The sequence below is a fragment of the Cytobacillus kochii genome, assembly GCF_020171845.1.
GTDB lineage: Bacteria > Bacillota > Bacilli > Bacillales > Cytobacillaceae > Cytobacillus > Cytobacillus kochii.
On sequence record NZ_JAIVAM010000013.1, the window covers coordinates 94296 to 111145 of the forward strand.

General features: G+C 36.8%; 17 protein-coding genes. All 17 read left to right on the forward strand.

Going from position 1 to position 16850, the window contains the following annotated elements; all coding sequences use genetic code 11:
- Positions 1–43 precede the first annotated feature (43 nt).
- The 17 genes from smc to sucD all read left to right on the forward strand — a co-directional run bounded on the left by smc (position 44) and on the right by sucD (position 16767).
- A complete protein-coding gene (gene smc, locus LCM23_RS20440; protein WP_224938582.1) occupies positions 44–3610 on the forward strand; it encodes a chromosome segregation protein SMC in 3567 nt (1188 codons plus the stop codon).
- 88 nt (positions 3611–3698) lie between these two features.
- Positions 3699–4685 carry a signal recognition particle-docking protein FtsY gene (gene ftsY, locus LCM23_RS20445; RefSeq protein ID WP_224938583.1) on the forward strand — a complete coding sequence of 329 codons (987 nt, stop codon included), beginning with the start codon at positions 3699–3701 and terminating at the stop codon, positions 4683–4685.
- 205 nt (positions 4686–4890) lie between these two features.
- Complete coding sequence (locus tag LCM23_RS20450) at positions 4891–5220, forward strand: putative DNA-binding protein (protein WP_095369555.1); 330 nt, start codon at positions 4891–4893, stop codon at positions 5218–5220.
- 12 nt (positions 5221–5232) lie between these two features.
- Positions 5233–6585: a signal recognition particle protein gene (gene ffh, locus LCM23_RS20455; protein ID WP_224938584.1), complete on the forward strand. Its 1353-nt coding sequence runs from the start codon at positions 5233–5235 to the stop codon at positions 6583–6585.
- Positions 6586–6681: 96 nt separating this feature from the next.
- Positions 6682–6954 carry a 30S ribosomal protein S16 gene (rpsP, locus tag LCM23_RS20460; RefSeq protein ID WP_095369553.1) on the forward strand — a complete coding sequence of 91 codons (273 nt, stop codon included), beginning with the start codon at positions 6682–6684 and terminating at the stop codon, positions 6952–6954.
- 14 nt (positions 6955–6968) lie between these two features.
- Entirely contained in the window at positions 6969–7196 is a 228-nt protein-coding gene (locus tag LCM23_RS20465) for a KH domain-containing protein (protein ID WP_095373476.1), read from the forward strand.
- A 114-nt stretch (positions 7197–7310) separates the two neighbouring features.
- Complete coding sequence (locus LCM23_RS20470; protein WP_095369552.1) at positions 7311–7697, forward strand: YlqD family protein; 387 nt, start codon at positions 7311–7313, stop codon at positions 7695–7697.
- Between the two features lie 13 nt (positions 7698–7710).
- Complete coding sequence (rimM, locus tag LCM23_RS20475; protein ID WP_224938585.1) at positions 7711–8226, forward strand: ribosome maturation factor RimM; 516 nt, start codon at positions 7711–7713, stop codon at positions 8224–8226.
- Positions 8226–8963, forward strand: coding sequence for a tRNA (guanosine(37)-N1)-methyltransferase TrmD (gene trmD, locus LCM23_RS20480; RefSeq protein WP_224938586.1), 738 nt, complete (start codon positions 8226–8228; stop codon positions 8961–8963). Before rimM ends, trmD begins: the two co-directional genes overlap by 1 nt.
- Before the next feature lie 132 nt (positions 8964–9095).
- Entirely contained in the window at positions 9096–9440 is a 345-nt protein-coding gene (rplS, locus tag LCM23_RS20485; protein ID WP_095369549.1) for a 50S ribosomal protein L19, read from the forward strand.
- Positions 9441–9760: 320 nt separating this feature from the next.
- The gene (gene lepB, locus LCM23_RS20490; RefSeq protein ID WP_095369548.1) at positions 9761–10312 is read left to right on the forward strand and encodes a signal peptidase I; all 552 of its coding nucleotides are present in this window, start codon (positions 9761–9763) and stop codon (positions 10310–10312) included.
- A 189-nt stretch (positions 10313–10501) separates the two neighbouring features.
- A complete protein-coding gene (gene ylqF, locus LCM23_RS20495) occupies positions 10502–11365 on the forward strand; it encodes a ribosome biogenesis GTPase YlqF (protein WP_224938587.1) in 864 nt (287 codons plus the stop codon).
- 142 nt (positions 11366–11507) lie between these two features.
- Positions 11508–12281, forward strand: coding sequence for a ribonuclease HII (locus LCM23_RS20500; RefSeq protein WP_224938588.1), 774 nt, complete (start codon positions 11508–11510; stop codon positions 12279–12281).
- Positions 12282–12289: 8 nt separating this feature from the next.
- Complete coding sequence (locus LCM23_RS20505) at positions 12290–14053, forward strand: hypothetical protein (RefSeq protein ID WP_224938589.1); 1764 nt, start codon at positions 12290–12292, stop codon at positions 14051–14053.
- Positions 14050–14361 carry an EscU/YscU/HrcU family type III secretion system export apparatus switch protein gene (locus LCM23_RS20510; protein ID WP_224938590.1) on the forward strand — a complete coding sequence of 104 codons (312 nt, stop codon included), beginning with the start codon at positions 14050–14052 and terminating at the stop codon, positions 14359–14361. Before LCM23_RS20505 ends, LCM23_RS20510 begins: the two co-directional genes overlap by 4 nt.
- Positions 14362–14611: 250 nt before the next feature.
- The gene (gene sucC, locus LCM23_RS20515) at positions 14612–15772 is read left to right on the forward strand and encodes an ADP-forming succinate--CoA ligase subunit beta (protein WP_095369543.1); all 1161 of its coding nucleotides are present in this window, start codon (positions 14612–14614) and stop codon (positions 15770–15772) included.
- 92 nt (positions 15773–15864) lie between these two features.
- Entirely contained in the window at positions 15865–16767 is a 903-nt protein-coding gene (sucD, locus tag LCM23_RS20520) for a succinate--CoA ligase subunit alpha (protein WP_095369542.1), read from the forward strand.
- Positions 16768–16850 lie beyond the last annotated feature (83 nt).

Consider the following 16850-nt stretch of genomic DNA (forward strand, 5'->3'; position numbering starts at 1 on the left):
CTTTATAAAGGTGAAAAAGATTTAGTAAGGGAGGAGCAGGATTTTGTTTTTAAAGCAACTCGATATCGTCGGTTTTAAATCTTTTGCTGAACGAGTAACAGTTGATTTCGTTACTGGTGTAACTGCAGTTGTTGGCCCTAATGGAAGTGGTAAAAGTAATATTACGGATGCCATCCGTTGGGTATTAGGTGAACAATCAGCTAAATCGTTACGTGGCGTGAAAATGGGTGATGTTATTTTTGCAGGTAGTGATTCACGCAAACCATTAAACTATGCAGAAGTTACATTAACGCTAGATAATCATGATCAATTTTTACCACTTGACTACAGTGAAGTTAGTGTAACAAGAAGGGTTTTTCGTTCGGGAGATAGTGAATATTTAATTAATAAACAACCTTGTAGATTAAAGGATATTGTTGATTTATTTATGGATTCGGGGCTAGGGAGAGAAGCATTTTCGATTATAAGCCAAGGAAGAGTAGAGGAAATTCTTAATAGTAAGCCGGAAGAAAGAAGAACGATTTTTGAAGAGGCTGCAGGTGTTTTAAAATATAAAACACGTAAAAAGAAGGCGGAAGTCAAACTAAGTGAAACAAAAGATAATCTAAACAGGGTAAATGATATTCTTCACGAATTAGAAACCCAAGTTGAACCGTTGAAGATGCAAGCTTCTATTGCCAAAGATTATTTACAGCAAAAAGAGGAGCTTGAACAGTTTGAAGTCGGTTTAACAGTTTATGAAATAGAGGATTTGCATAAAAAATGGGAACAGCACTCGAATGATTTTGATCAACAGCAACAGCAAGAAATAGCCCTTTCAGCAGAGGTACAAACGAAAGAAGCGAAAATTGCTGAAGTACGAGACCGCACAGTCGCATTGGATGAATCAGTTAATGAATTACAAGAAGTACTCCTACATGCGAGTGAAGCATTAGAAAAACTTGAAGGTCGTAAAGAAGTGCTCAAGGAAAGAAAGAAAAATGCTTCACAAAACAAAGAACAGTTACAAAAAAACAAAGAAGTATTGACCATACGTGTAGAGGAACTTAAAAAGTTAAGACAAGAACAAGATCAAAAAACGCTTGCTTTAAAGTCTGAGGCCTCTACTTATGAAAAACAACTTTCCGAGAAGTTAGAACAGTTGAAGTTATATAGCGTTGATATTGATGAACAAATTGAGAACTTAAAAAGTGAGTATATTGACCTTTTAAATACTGAAGCAGCAGCAAAGAATGAACAGCAGATGTTGCAAAAACAACTTACGCAACAAGCAACGCGTGAAGAAAAGTTGATTGGGGATAATAGTCGATATATTGAGGAAAGAGAAGTATTGCTCGAGCGTAAAGCGGCGTTATTGCATGATCATGAGGCAGTTAAAGAACAATTAGACAACCATATACACCAATATAGACAAAAGCAAAAAGAATATGAAATGTTGCAACAAACCTATGAAAAGGATGAAAAGAAATACTATCAAGCCATCCAATTTCTACAACAAGCACAGTCTAGAAAAGAAATGTTGGAAGAGTTGAAAGAAGATTATTCCGGTTTTTTCCAAGGTGTGAAGGAAGTACTGAAAGAAAGAAACAATCGCCTTAGTGGTATTGAAGGAGCAGTGGCGGAGTTAATTGAGGTTCCTAAAGAATATCAAACTGCAATGGAAGTTGCGTTAGGCGCGGCAATGCAGCATATTGTTGTGCAGACGGAATCTGATGGGCGAAAGGCCATTCAATATTTAAAGAGCCAATCCTATGGTAGAGCGACTTTCTTGCCACTTGATGTGTTAAAAAAGAAAACATTAAATGAAGCGCAATTAAAAATTGTGAAAGAACACGAAGCGTACATAGGGTCGGCTGCTTCCTTACTACAATATGATGCTAAATATGCTCCTGCTATTGAAAGCTTACTAGGCAATGTAATAATAGCCAGTGATTTAAAAGGAGCTAATACGCTAGCCAAGCTATTAGGGTATCGCGTGCGAATAGTCACACTCGATGGTGATATCGTTAATCCTGGTGGCTCAATGACAGGCGGAGCGGTTAAACAAAATAAATCATCGATATTAAGTAGAAAAAATGAGCTGGATGATTTGAAAGATAAGATCACACATATGGATCAGCAAACAAAAGAACTTGAGGCACGTGTGAAGAAAATGAAGCACCAGTTCAAAGATGCTGAGCATATATTAGAAACGCTTAAGCAAAAGGGAGAACAATTACGCGAAGAAGAGCAAAGCCGTCTTGGTCTCCTTAAAGATATGGAGTATGAAGAGAAGAGAGTAAATGATCGCCTTTCTTTGTATGACCTGGATAAGGCACAATTTGTTGAAGAGAAAAACCGCTTCGTGAATCGAGAAAACGAATTAACAGAAATCCTACGAAATTATGCTGAAGAAATTATCTCATTAGATAACCAAATTAAAGAATTAACGCAATTAAAGAATGTACAACAAACGTCAAAAGAAAGTTTACAAGAAGAGATAAACGAATTAAAGGTGCAATTTGCTTCTAAAAGTGAGCAACTAAAATCTGCACAAGATCGTTTGCGTTCAATCGTCTCAGAAAAAGCAGACACAGAAGAGAAATTACAACTCGTTATAGATGACTTGCATTTATTATCATCAGAAATGACCAATAATTCCTCAGGAGAACAGCATCTCGAAGAAGAAGCAATGAGAAAGCGTGAAGATAAGAATCAAACAATTGAACTAATCGCTAAACGAAGAGAAGAAAGATTTTCATTGCAAACAGTACTTGAAGATATCGAAGTGGAGTTAAAAGAGTTAAAACGTCTTCATAAAGGAAGAGTAGAAGGATTAAAAGATCTCGAAGTGAAAATTAATCGATTAGACGTAGAGTTAGAGACCCGTTTAACGCATTTGCGTGAAGAATATATGCTCTCTTATGAAGCAGCGAAAGAGGCATTCCCACTAAGTATTGATGTGGAAGATGCACGCAAAAAGGTAAAGTTAATCAAATTAGCAATAGATGAACTTGGCACGGTTAATTTAGGTGCCATTGATGAATATGAACGTGTTTCAGAACGTTACGAGTTTTTATTAGAACAACAGAACGATTTACTAGCTGCCAAAGACACGCTTTTCCAAGTCATAGATGAGATGGATGTGGAAATGAAAAGGAGATTTCAAGAAACATTTGAAGGAATCCGTTTCCACTTTGAATCTGTTTTTCAATCATTATTTGGTGGGGGACGTGCAGATCTTAAGTTTACAAATCCTGAGGACTTATTAAATACCGGTATTGATATTGTCGCGCAACCACCTGGTAAAAAGCTGCAAAATTTAGGGCTACTATCTGGTGGAGAAAGAGCTTTAACTGCGATTGCGTTATTATTTTCTATATTAAAAGTCCGCCCTGTCCCATTTTGTATATTAGATGAAGTAGAGGCAGCCTTAGATGAAGCAAATGTGCACCGCTATGCGAAGTATTTAAGAAATTATAGCCATGAAACACAGTTCATTGTGATTACTCACAGAAAAGGAACAATGGAGGAAGCGGATGTATTGTATGGTGTTACGATGCAAGAATCCGGCGTTTCAAAAATGGTATCTGTAAGGCTTGAAGAAACAAAAGAGATGGCGATGAGCTAACCTAATGATAAGTCCCATTAGTAATTAGTTAGTGGGGCTTATCCTCATACATATTAAAAGTAATTATTAGCAGATTGGAGTTATGAAAATGAGTTTTTTTAAGAAGTTGAAAGAAAAAATCACTTCACAAACGGATACTGTTACAGAGAAATTTAAAGACGGGTTATCAAAGACAAGAGATAATTTCTCTGGTAAAGTTAATGATTTAGTTGCAAGATATCGCAAAGTGGATGAAGATTTCTTTGAAGAATTAGAAGAAATTCTTATCCAAGCAGATGTTGGTTTTGATACTGTCATGACATTAGTAGAAGAATTAAAGATGGAAGTGAAAAGAAAAAATATTCAAGATCCGAAAGAGGTCCATGCAGTTATTTCTGAAAAATTAATTGATATTTATGAAAGAGCAGGCGAATCTTCTGCAGATTTAAATATTCAAGACGAGGGTCTAACGGTTATGTTGTTCGTCGGCGTCAATGGTGTGGGGAAAACAACGACAATAGGAAAACTTGCTCATAAGCTAAAAGGGGAAGGGAAAAAGGTCATCTTAGCCGCAGGAGATACGTTCCGTGCTGGGGCGATTGAACAGCTTGAAGTATGGGGCGAAAGAGTCGGGGTTGAAGTAATTAAACAAGGGGCAGGTTCTGACCCTGCTGCAGTGATGTTTGATGCTGTACAGGCAGCAAAGTCAAGAAAAGCAGATGTTCTTATTTGTGATACAGCCGGTCGGCTGCAAAACAAAGTGAATTTAATGAAAGAACTTGAAAAAGTAAAACGTGTCATTGAACGGGAAGTACCAGGTGCACCTCATGAAGTTCTGTTAGCTTTAGATGCGACAACTGGGCAAAACGCAATGGTTCAAGCGAAAACGTTTAAAGAAGCGACAAATGTAACAGGTATTGTTTTAACGAAATTAGACGGAACAGCTAAAGGTGGCATCGTCTTGGCCATTCGAAATGAGTTGGAAATCCCAGTGAAATTAGTTGGTTTAGGTGAGAAAATGGATGATTTACAAACATTCAATGCAGAACAATATGTGTATGGATTATTTGCTGAAATGGTTGAAGCAGAAGAATAAGAATAAGAACAAAGCTCATTGCTGAAGAATGCAATGAGCTTTACTTAATGTAATCGGTTATTTTAAAATGACAGAAGCTTGGCTGACAAATATAGCTTATATATAAGTTAATACACTATAAAAGTCAGTCTATGCTTGACAATTCAGTGTGTGATAGGTAAACTTTACATTGTAAAGGCTTTTCACTTAACAAGGGGGTTTAGAGATGCTTGAAAAAACAACGAGAATGAATTATTTGTATGATTTCTATCAATCGTTGTTAACACCAAAACAAAGCAGCTATATGTCCCTTTATTATCTTGATGACTACTCCTTAGGTGAAATTGCAGAAGAGTATCACGTGAGCCGTCAGGCAGTTTATGATAACATAAAGCGTACAGAAGCGATGCTTGAGGAATACGAAGAGAAGTTATTATTGTTTCATAAATTTCAAGAGCGCGCTAAAATTATTGCAAAATTAAAGAGTAATTTTCAACCAGAAAGCTTAAAAGAACAATATGAAGCCTTGCTGGAAGAGCTTGAGAAATTAGATTAGGAGGCGGCGTGCATGGCATTTGAAGGTTTAGCCGACCGACTGCAGAATACAATTCAAAAAATCCGTGGAAAAGGAAAAGTAAGTGAAGCGGATGTAAAGGAAATGATGCGTGAAGTTCGCTTAGCATTACTTGAAGCTGATGTTAACTTTAAAGTAGTTAAACAATTCGTCAAAAAGGTAAGCGAACGTGCTGTCGGACAAGATGTAATGAAAAGTCTGACTCCAGGACAACAAGTCATCAAAATTGTTAAAGAAGAATTAACAGAGCTTATGGGCGGCGAACAAAGTAAAATCGCTGTTAGCAATCGTCCACCAACTGTTATTATGATGGTTGGGTTACAAGGGGCAGGTAAGACGACAACAACAGGAAAGCTTGCAAACTTATTAAGGAAGAAATATAACCGTAATCCGATGTTAGTGGCAGCTGATATTTATCGACCAGCGGCTATTAAGCAATTGGAGACATTGGGCAAGCAAATTAATATGCCTGTGTTTTCCTTAGGAGATCAAGTAAGTCCTGTTGAAATTGCCAAACAAGCCATTGCTAAAGCGAAGGAAGACCATCATGATTATGTGCTAATCGATACAGCTGGTCGTTTACATGTGGATGAAACCCTGATGACTGAGCTTAAAGATGTAAAGGACTTGACAAATCCAGACGAAATCTTCCTTGTAGTCGATGCAATGACGGGACAAGATGCTGTTAATGTAGCGTCTAGTTTTAACGAACAGCTCGGGCTCACTGGTGTGGTATTAACTAAATTAGATGGTGATACCCGTGGTGGAGCAGCGCTATCTATTCGCTCAGTCACCGAAACACCGATTAAATTTATTGGACTTGGTGAGAAGTTAGATGCAATTGAAGCTTTTCATCCAGAGAGAATGGCTCAAAGAATTTTAGGTATGGGTGACGTGCTTTCACTTATTGAAAAGGCGCAAGCCAATGTAGATGAGGAAAAAGCGAAAGAGCTAGAAAAGAAAATGCGTACGGCTTCGTTCACACTTGATGATTTTCTAGAGCAACTTGGTCAAGTGAAGACCATGGGACCGCTCGATGAATTATTAAAAATGATGCCTGGTGCAAACAAGGTAAAAGGGCTGAATAACTTAAAAATTGATGATAAACAAATTGCCCATGTTGAAGCCATTATTCAATCAATGACACATGAAGAAAAAAATCAGCCTGAGATTATTAATGCAGGTAGAAGAAAACGAATTGCAAGAGGTAGTGGACGAACGGTCCCTGAGGTCAATCGCTTACTGAAGCAGTTTGAAGAAATGAAAAAAATGATGAAACAGATGTCAGGAATGCAACAAAAAGGGAAGAAAAAGGGCGGTTTAAAGCTTCCTTTTAACCCTTTTTAATAAAAAAATACTATGTAAAGAAAAAAACCTTTACAAACCAGGGTAGTATCTGATAATATACTATCTTGTGTGAAACTATTCGGAGGTGCTTTAAAAATGGCAGTAAAAATTCGTTTAAAACGTATGGGAGCTAAAAAATCTCCTTTCTATCGTATTGTAGTAGCTGATTCTCGTTCACCACGTGATGGACGTTTCATTGAAACTGTAGGAACTTATAACCCAGTTGCTCAACCAGCAAGTGTTGATATCAATGAAGAACTAGCGCTTAAATGGTTACAAGATGGTGCTAAACCTTCTGATACGGTTCGTAACTTATTCTCAAATGCTGGTATTATGGAAAAATTCCATAATGCAAAGCATGCAAAATAAGTGATTAACTTATGATCAAGGACCTTATCGAGACAATTGTGAAGCCCCTGGTTGATTTTCCTGAAGATATTCAAGTGAGTATTCGTGAAGAAAACCGAGCGGTGACCTATTTGCTTTCTGTCAACAAGAATGACATGGGGAAGGTAATTGGTAAGCAAGGGCGCATTGCAAAAGCGATAAGAACTGTTGTTTATGCAGCAGGTACTTCTCAAGAAAAAAAGATTTTCTTAGAAATTAAATAATCGATTCTATCGATATAGCTGAATAAACAAACATGAGAAAGGAGGGGAGACCCTCCTTTTTTCACCATTAAACAAAATTTTCACATTCTATTATTGAATGGAGGCTGGTTGATCTTGCAAATTATTCAAACGGTTACTGTGAAACAAGTTTTAACTGAAACGAGTAAACAGGAATTATTAAATAACTATGAATGGAAAAAACAGCAACTACAAAAAGAATGTGATCAATTTAAGTTTGAAATGAGAAAGTGGGAGAAGAACCAAAAGGCCCAAAATGGCCATCTTCGCTCCTTTTTTGATAAAGAAATAGAATCAAGAAATGAAAAAATGAAATTACTTGATTTTCAAATAGAGCAGTTACATATGCTTCCACTTGGAAGTGAATTAAAAGAAAAAGAAGTTCAATCGTTAATAACCATCGAAAAGGGAGATAATTGGGAAGAGATCGAAAAAGGAAAAACGATTATCATTAAAGATGGATTGGTTGACGATATCCGCTAGAGGTGAGTATGAAATGGAAACATGGTTTAATGTAGGTAAAATTGTAAATACCCATGGTGTTCGTGGTGAAGTTCGCGTCATTTCTCGAACAGATTTTACAGAAGAACGCTATTCACCAGGAAATAAATTGACCTTATTTATGCCTGATAATAAACAAGGGAGAGAATTAACAGTTTTATCCCACCGTACACATAAGTCTTTTGATTTACTTACTTTTGAAGAGGTTGTCGGTATGCAAGAAGCTGAAAAGCTTAAAGGTGGCATTTTAAAAGTAAATGAATCGCAATTGAGTGCATTAGAAGAAGATGAGTTTTATTATCACGAAATCATTGGGTGTAAAGTCTATACGATGGATGGTGAAGAGCTTGGTGAAATTAAAGAAATTCTTTCACCAGGTGCGAATGATGTTTGGGTGATTAAAGGTAAGCAGAAAAAAGAAATCCTCATTCCTTATATCGCTGATGTCGTAAAGGAAGTAAATATCGCTGATAAGAAGATTATGGTCGATTTGTTAGAAGGGCTATTATAATGAAAATAGATGTACTATCTCTATTTCCAGAAATGTTTGCAGGTGTATTCGGTCACTCTATCTTAAAAAAAGCAAGTGAAGCAGGAGCTGCATCCTATAATGTAGTGAACTTTAGGGAATATGCGGATAATAAACATCAAACAGTCGATGACTATCCCTATGGTGGCGGAGCGGGTATGGTGTTAAAACCACAGCCGATTTTTGATGCTGTCAGTGATATAAAGAGTAAAAGTGATGCAAATCCTCGTGTTATTCTTCTATGTCCTCAAGGGGAAAGGTTTACACAGAAAAAGGCTGAAGAGCTTGCCGAAAGTGAGCATCTTATTTTTATATGTGGACATTATGAAGGTTATGATGAACGGATCCGTGAACATATTGTAACTGATGAAATTTCCATTGGTGATTATGTATTAACAGGTGGAGAATTAGGAGCAATGGTTGTCATTGACAGTGTGGTGAGATTATTGCCTAATGTTTTAGGAAATCAAGAGTCACATATGAAAGATTCTTTTAGTACCGGGATGCTTGAACACCCTCATTATACGAGACCAGCTGATTTTCGAGGATTGAAAGTCCCGGACGTATTAACCTCAGGAAACCATCTTCATATTGAACAATGGCGACAGAGGGAAACGTTAAAGAGAACATATCAACGACGTCCTGATTTACTTGAACAAATAGATTTGACTGATGAAGAAAGAAATTGGTTAGAAGAAATAAAAAAAGAACAGATTTAACATTGATGTTCTGCGGATGATATGGTATTATAATCTTTGTGACTTGGGCTTGTTAAAAGTCTTTTGTCTGATAACGATGTTCCGCTGTAACACAAATGGTTTGCATGAGCGTCTTGGGAGGAGTTGAAAACGATGCATAAATTAATTCAAGAAATCACTCAAGAACAACTTCGTTCGGATCTACCTGAATTCCGTCCTGGGGATACTGTACGTGTACACGTTAGTATCGTAGAGGGAACTCGTGAGCGTATCCAAGTATACGAAGGAGTTGTGATTAAGCGTCGTGGTGGTGGAATTAGCGAAACTTTCACAGTTCGTAAGATTTCTTACGGTGTAGGCGTAGAGCGTACATTCCCTGTACACACACCTAAAATTGCGAAGCTTGAAGTAATTCGTCGCGGTAAAGTCCGTCGTGCGAAACTTTACTACCTACGTAACCTACGTGGTAAAAAAGCTCGTATTAAAGAAATTCGATAATCGGTTTAACAAAAGGGATGTAAGTTCAACTTATGTTACCTTAGTTAAAATGAAGAAAGGAGAGCTTGTATTTTTACAAGCTCTTTTTCTATACATATTTCTCATTTCTGATATGATAATAACATACTTATAGGCTGTTTTTTCAGCATTGGTAGGGTGAAGAAGCAGTTTGATTCTACTAAATCAAACAATAGTTCATTGTATAGTTGCATCGTCTACTTCTTTTATGTATAAAATAAGAGTATGTCAATAATCGAGAGAATAAAACGCAACTGTATAAGTGGCTATGCTTTTAAAAGAGAAAGAATGGTGGGGAAACGATGGCTAAGAAGAAAAGTGAATTATGGGAATGGACAAAGGCATTAGTTGTCGCCGTCTTGCTAGCAGCAATTATTAGATATTTTCTTTTTGCACCGATAGTGGTAGACGGATTATCGATGATGCCGACACTGCATGATCAAGACCGAATGATTGTTAATAAATTCAGTTATAAAATTGGAGAGCCTGATCGGTTCGATATCATTGTTTTTCATGCACCAGAAAATAAAGATTATATTAAAAGGGTCATTGGTTTACCTGGAGACAAAATTGAATATAAGGATGATACATTATACGTAAATGGGGAACCTTATGAGGAGCCATATCTTGACGAATATAAGCAACAAGTAGCTGATGGTCCATTAACAGAGCCATTTACGCTAGAGGAGAAAATCGGCCAAGAAACAGTGCCTGAGGGCCATTTGTTTGTGATGGGTGATAATCGCCGCTTTAGTAAAGATAGCCGTCATATTGGCCCAGTTCCTATGGAAGATGTATTAGGAACTGCTGGAATTATTTATTGGCCGATTGAGGATATTAGATTAATTAAGTAGATTTGAATGAATGATAACATCTAAAACACAATATGGCGCTTAAGATGATTATTGCATGATTTCTCTTAACTTAAAGAATGGGTTTATCCTTTTTCTTAAACAAGCGCCATGATTGTGTTTTTTTGTAGGTAATTTAAATGTTTAATAAAGCGTAAATTTGAAATGTGAATTTAAAGGTGATGATACGTAATGACAATACAATGGTTTCCAGGACATATGGCGAAAGCTAGACGAGAAGTAACTGAGAAGTTAAAGTTAGTCGATATTATTTTTGAATTGGTTGATGCAAGGATTCCTCTATCCTCACGCAATCCAATGATTGAACAGATTATTCAACAAAAGCCTAGATTAGTATTGCTTAATAAAGCAGATATGGCAGATCCTATCCTAACGAAACAGTGGATTGACTATTTTAAAAGCAAAGGGTTAACCGCAATTAGTATTAATTCACAAGATGGCCAGGGTATGAAGGACATTACTCTAGCAGCAAAACAATTACTTCAAGAGAAATTCGACAAGCAAAAAGCAAAGGGAATAAGGCCGCGAGCCATTCGAGCGATGATAGTTGGCATACCTAATGCAGGTAAGTCAACCTTAATTAACCGCCTGGCGAAGAAGAATATCGCCAAAACAGGTAATAAGCCTGGCGTCACGAAGGCACAAAGTTGGATTAAAGTTGGAAAAGAGATGGAGCTACTTGACACGCCAGGGATTTTATGGCCGAAATTCGAAGATCAAGAAATTGGTTTAAAGCTTGCATTAACTGGTGCGATTAAAGATACGATCTTAAATCTACAAGATATTGCTGTTTATGCTCTGAGATTTATGACAGAACACTACCCAGAGAAGTTAGTTGAAAGGTATCAATTAAATGAGCTTCCTGAAGAAATCGTAGAACTATTTGATGAAATTGGCCAAAAAAGAGGCTGCTTAGTGAGCGGTGGTACAGTTGATTATGATAAGGTGACAGAGTTAATCATTAGAGAGTTCCGCTCAGAAAAATTTGGTCGCTTAACATTAGAAAGTCCGAAAGATATAATAGAAGAAGAGTAATGTGTTCATGAACGGAAAGAAGAATATAGTAAGTACATTATCCGATTATAAAGGTCTTAATCATAGGCCTTTATTTTTTCGTCCATAAACGCAAATGTTTAAGAATTTGACCAATCTGTCGATGAAATAGGAGAGTGCAGATATGAAATCGATTAAAGAAATAGAGCAATTATTAAAAAATAGTGATAGAGAAGATGACTACATAAAAACATTAAGATTAGATGAAAGAAAAGGTGTGCAAAAAGCATTAGGACGATGGGAAAAGCAAATAGAAAAACGAGAAGCCTTACTAGAGAAGTACGAGCTTATGCAAAAATATGAAAAGCTATTTAATAGGGAAGGTTATCGGTTGATCGCCGGTATAGATGAGGTAGGGCGAGGACCGTTAGCTGGACCAGTTGTAGCCGCCGCCGTTATTTTACCTGAGAACATTCAGCTTCTAGGTATTGATGATTCAAAAAAACTCTCTGAAGAGAGACGTTTGTATTATTATGAAAGAATTATGGAGGAAGCAACTGCTGTTTCAACATGTATGATTGATCATCATGAGATTGATACAATGAATATTTTAGAGGCATCGAAAAAAGCGATGATACATGCGGTAAATAGTTTGCATACTCAACCTGATTTTTTGCTTATTGATGCCGTTAAACTACCCACACCCTACCCGAGTGAATCAATTATAAAGGGTGATAGCAAAAGTATTAGTATTGCTGCTGCATCGGTTGTAGCAAAAGTAGAACGTGACAGGTTGATGAAAGATTATGATCAACAATATCCTGACTATGGATTTGCGAAAAATATGGGCTACGGTACAAAGGAACATTTACGTGCAATTGAAGAAAAAGGAATATCGCCCATTCATCGCCGTAGCTTTGCTCCAGTTAAAGATTTTCTAATTGACAATAGAAGGTGATAAGGTTGGTGAAAGTGAATGAATTAACGCAGGTTTCCAAAGATCAAATAAAAAACCAGCCACTCATGTTACGGCCGGGACAATTGTTAAAGGGCAAAGTTGTAAAGGTGAACGAGGAAAACATGGCTGAAATTCAAATAGGGGCTCAGAAGATTTATGCGAAAACCTCAATCAATCTTATTAACAATAGTGATATTTGGTTTGTGGTGCAAAAGAATGGTGAGGGAGTTAACTTACAAATTATCGATGAAAATCAACTTTTAAAAGGCATATCGCCCCAAGCGATTCTACAAACGATGGGTATAAATGCTACACAAGAAAAGGTTGAGCTCCTTAAATGGTTTCAAAGTCGAGAGATCCCACTTACTCAATCACTTGTAAAATCATTTATTCATTGGATGACAGGGGATACAAAACAAGATATCGCTGTGTTTAAAACACTTCTAGATAGACGATTACCATTAACTAAAGAAGTTTTCAACGCCGTACATAGCATGAAAAATGAGCCAACAATCACGTTCGCAATAAACAATCTTCAACATAAGCTTACGCCCTATCTCAATAACGAAACAGCTCAAACACTTGATAACCTTTTAAATAAATTTAACCATCTTTTCAATGATAAAATGTTAACAAGTTTAATGGATGGCTGGCTGAAAAATAGCGTTCAAGCAAAAGAAAGTTTCTCCTTGCTACAAAAGTTAGGTGTATTTTCGTCGAAAAGCAGTGAAGCACAAATCATTCAGCAACTGTTATATACCAGTTCAGGTGAAAAAAATAAAGCAATATTAACTCTTTTACAAAATATACAAAGCGGGGGATTACAAAAACAAACGGCCCCTTTTTTGCTCACATTAACAAAATTAAATCATGCTTTTTCATATACATGGGAGAGTGGGACTAATTTACAGGCTAGCATAAAAAGTGGAGAAATTACATTGCCTTTAAATGCTAACCAGCTAACAAGTTTAATAAAGGATGGTCTGGCGAAATTATATGACCATCCGTCCACCCCCATGAAGCAAACCTCATTAGCACTTGTAGATGTTTATTCACGTATGCAAGAACAACTTCAAGTGCTAGAAAACACAAATAAAAACGCTTTTTCAAAAGCGCAACAACTTTTGTATAATATTGCAGAAGAAAACAGGCAACAATTACATAACCCAGTGATGATAAAGAGTGAACTTAAGTACATATTAGCTATATTCGGTTTAACTTATGAACAGCAACTTAATGAAAGACAGCCAATTAACATTCAGGCGATTAAACCACTCATTTTACAGTTGATCAAAGAAATTCAGCAACCTGCACTCACCGAAGCTGCTAAAGAGTTATTAAATAAAATCACTGGGATGCAGTTACTTTCACATGATACAAATGGACTCTCACACTTTGCCCTGCAGTTGCCATTTCCACTAAGCCCATTCAGTAAACTCCTTTCAATGCAGTGGTCAAGTAAAAGGAAAAAGAATGGAGAAATTGATCCAAGTTTCTGTCGGGTGCTATTTCATTTAAATATGGAAACATTGGGTGAGACTTATATAAAGTTGCAGATTCAAAACAGAGTAATTACGATGAATATTTCAACTGAAAACAAAGAACTGCTCCCAGATACGCAGCCTTATGAGGAGCTGATTAAACGTAAATTAAACGAAACGAATTATCAATTAACACAAATTAATTTTTCCGAAATAACAAGTAAAGTGGAAGAGGATAAGAAGGATAAGGCGAATATATTACAAATTACAGGTGTGGATATGCGAATATGAATGGACAAAACGCTAAACAAGCAGTTGCCTTAACTTACTCAGAAAAGATGGATGCACCGGTCGTTTCTGCAAAGGGAAAAGGGCTTATTGCAGAAAATATAATAACTGTTGCACAACAGCATGAATTACCGATCCAAGAAGACCCTTCTTTAGTGGAGTTACTAGGAAAATTAAATATGAATGAAAAGATACCTGAAGAGCTGTATCAAGTAGTCGCGGAAGTTTTCGCGTTTATTTATCAAGTAGACAAAAAGGCGAAAGACGGAGAAGTGCGAAATAATGGCGTCCGTTCACTGAATCAACAATAATACTTTTTGACCCATTCAAGTAAAGAGAATTGTAATTAATCATCTTTTTGAAAAGGCGAAGTAGTTGAAACAATAATATTTTTTTGAAATAGAAAAAATGCGATGAGATAAAGGCTTAAAGCACTTTTTTTGAATAAGTATTGAATCAGCTGATTGAATATTTCAGCTAATACAGTAGACAACTTTTGTCACATTATATAAAATGTAAACGCAGTCTAATTTTTTGAAGAGTTAGTTAGGAGGATGGGAAATGAATATACATGAGTATCAAGGAAAAGAAGTCCTCAGACAATACGGGGTTGCAGTACCAAATGGTAAAGTAGCATTCACTGTTGAAGAAGCAGTAGAAGCCGCAAAAGAATTAGGTACTGACGTTTGTGTTGTAAAGGCGCAAATCCATGCAGGTGGACGTGGAAAAGCTGGCGGAGTAAAAGTAGCTAAAAACTTGGAAGAAGTGCGTACATATGCTGAAGAAATTCTAGGTAAAACGCTTGTTACTCACCAAACAGGACCAGAAGGAAAAGAAGTAAAACGTTTGCTTATTGAAGAAGGTTGCGACATTCAAAAAGAATATTATGTTGGACTAGTTTTAGACCGTGCAACTTCTCGTGTAACGCTAATGGCTTCTGAAGAAGGCGGAACAGAAATTGAAGAAGTAGCAGAAGCTACTCCAGAGAAAATCTTTAAAGAAGAAATTGATCCAGTTGTTGGATTAACAGCGTTCCAAGCACGTCGTATTGCTTTTAATATTAATATCCCTACAAAGCTTGTAAACCAAGCTGTTAAATTTATGATGGGTCTTTATCAAGCATATGTAGAAAAAGATTGTTCAATTGCTGAAATAAACCCATTAGTTGTAACAGGGGACGGTAAAGTAATGGCCCTTGATGCAAAATTAAACTTCGATAGCAACGCATTATATCGTCGTAAAGACATTTTAGAAATGCGTGATTTAGAGGAAGAAGATACAAAAGAAATTGAAGCTTCTAAATATGACTTAAGCTATATCGCACTTGATGGTAACATTGGTTGTATGGTTAACGGTGCGGGCCTTGCTATGTCTACAATGGACATTATCAAGCATTATGGCGGCGATCCGGCAAACTTCCTTGATGTTGGGGGCGGTGCGACTGCTGAGAAAGTAACTGAAGCATTCAAAATTATCCTTTCTGATGAAAATGTTAAAGGTATTTTCGTTAATATCTTTGGCGGAATTATGAAATGTGATGTTATTGCTACAGGTGTTGTTGAAGCGGCTAAACAAGTTGGATTAGAAGTTCCTCTAGTTGTACGTTTAGAAGGTACAAATGTGGACTTAGGTAAGAAAATTCTTGCTGAATCTGATGTTGAAATCGTTGCAGCAGACTCTATGGCTGACGGAGCGCAAAAAATCGTATCACTTGTAGGATAAGACCTATAGGTAGATGACGAAAAAAAGTGATAATGGGCATCGTGCCTTAGTTATTATTTTTGAGATACGGAAATCAGGAAGGAGAAAAAAACATGAGCGTATTTATTAATAAAGATACAAAAGTGATTGTACAAGGAATTACCGGTTCAACTGCGCTATTCCATACAAAACAAATGCTTGAATATGGTACTAAAATTGTCGGCGGTGTGACTCCTGGTAAGGGTGGCATGGAAGTTGAAGGTGTACCTGTTTTTAATACTGTGAAAGAAGCTGTTGAAGCAACTGGTGCGACTGCATCTGTTATCTATGTTCCAGCACCTTTTGCTGCAGATTCAATCATGGAAGCAACTGATGCTGAATTAGATCTTGCTATCTGTATCACAGAACACATTCCAGTACTTGATATGGTGAAAGTGAAACGTTACATGGAAGGTAAGAAAACGCGTCTAGTTGGACCTAACTGTCCTGGTGTTATTACAGCAGATGAATGTAAAATTGGTATTATGCCAGGATACATTCATAAAAAAGGTCATGTGGGCGTAGTTTCACGTTCTGGTACATTAACTTATGAAGCAGTGCACCAATTATCAGAAGCTGGAATTGGACAAACAACTGCAGTAGGTATTGGTGGAGATCCTGTTAATGGTACAAACTTCATCGATGTACTAAAAGAGTTTAATAATGACCCTGAAACTTATGCAGTTATCATGATTGGTGAAATCGGTGGTACTGCAGAAGAAGAAGCTGCTGAGTGGGTAAAAGCGAACATGACTAAGCCTGTTGTTGGCTTTATTGGTGGTCGTACAGCGCCTCCAGGAAAACGTATGGGCCATGCTGGTGCGATTATTTCTGGTGGTAAAGGAACAGCTGATGAAAAAATCCGTGTAATGAATGAATGCGGAATACAAGTAGCTGATACACCTTCAGTAATGGGTGAAACACTTATTAAAGTGTTAAAAGAAACTGATCTTTATGATAAATGTAAAACGCATTAATTAATAGATGAAGTCCCCTTTATAAAGAAGGGGACTTTATTAAATAAAATAATTTTCTTAAAATTTAGAAAAAGGAGTGTGTT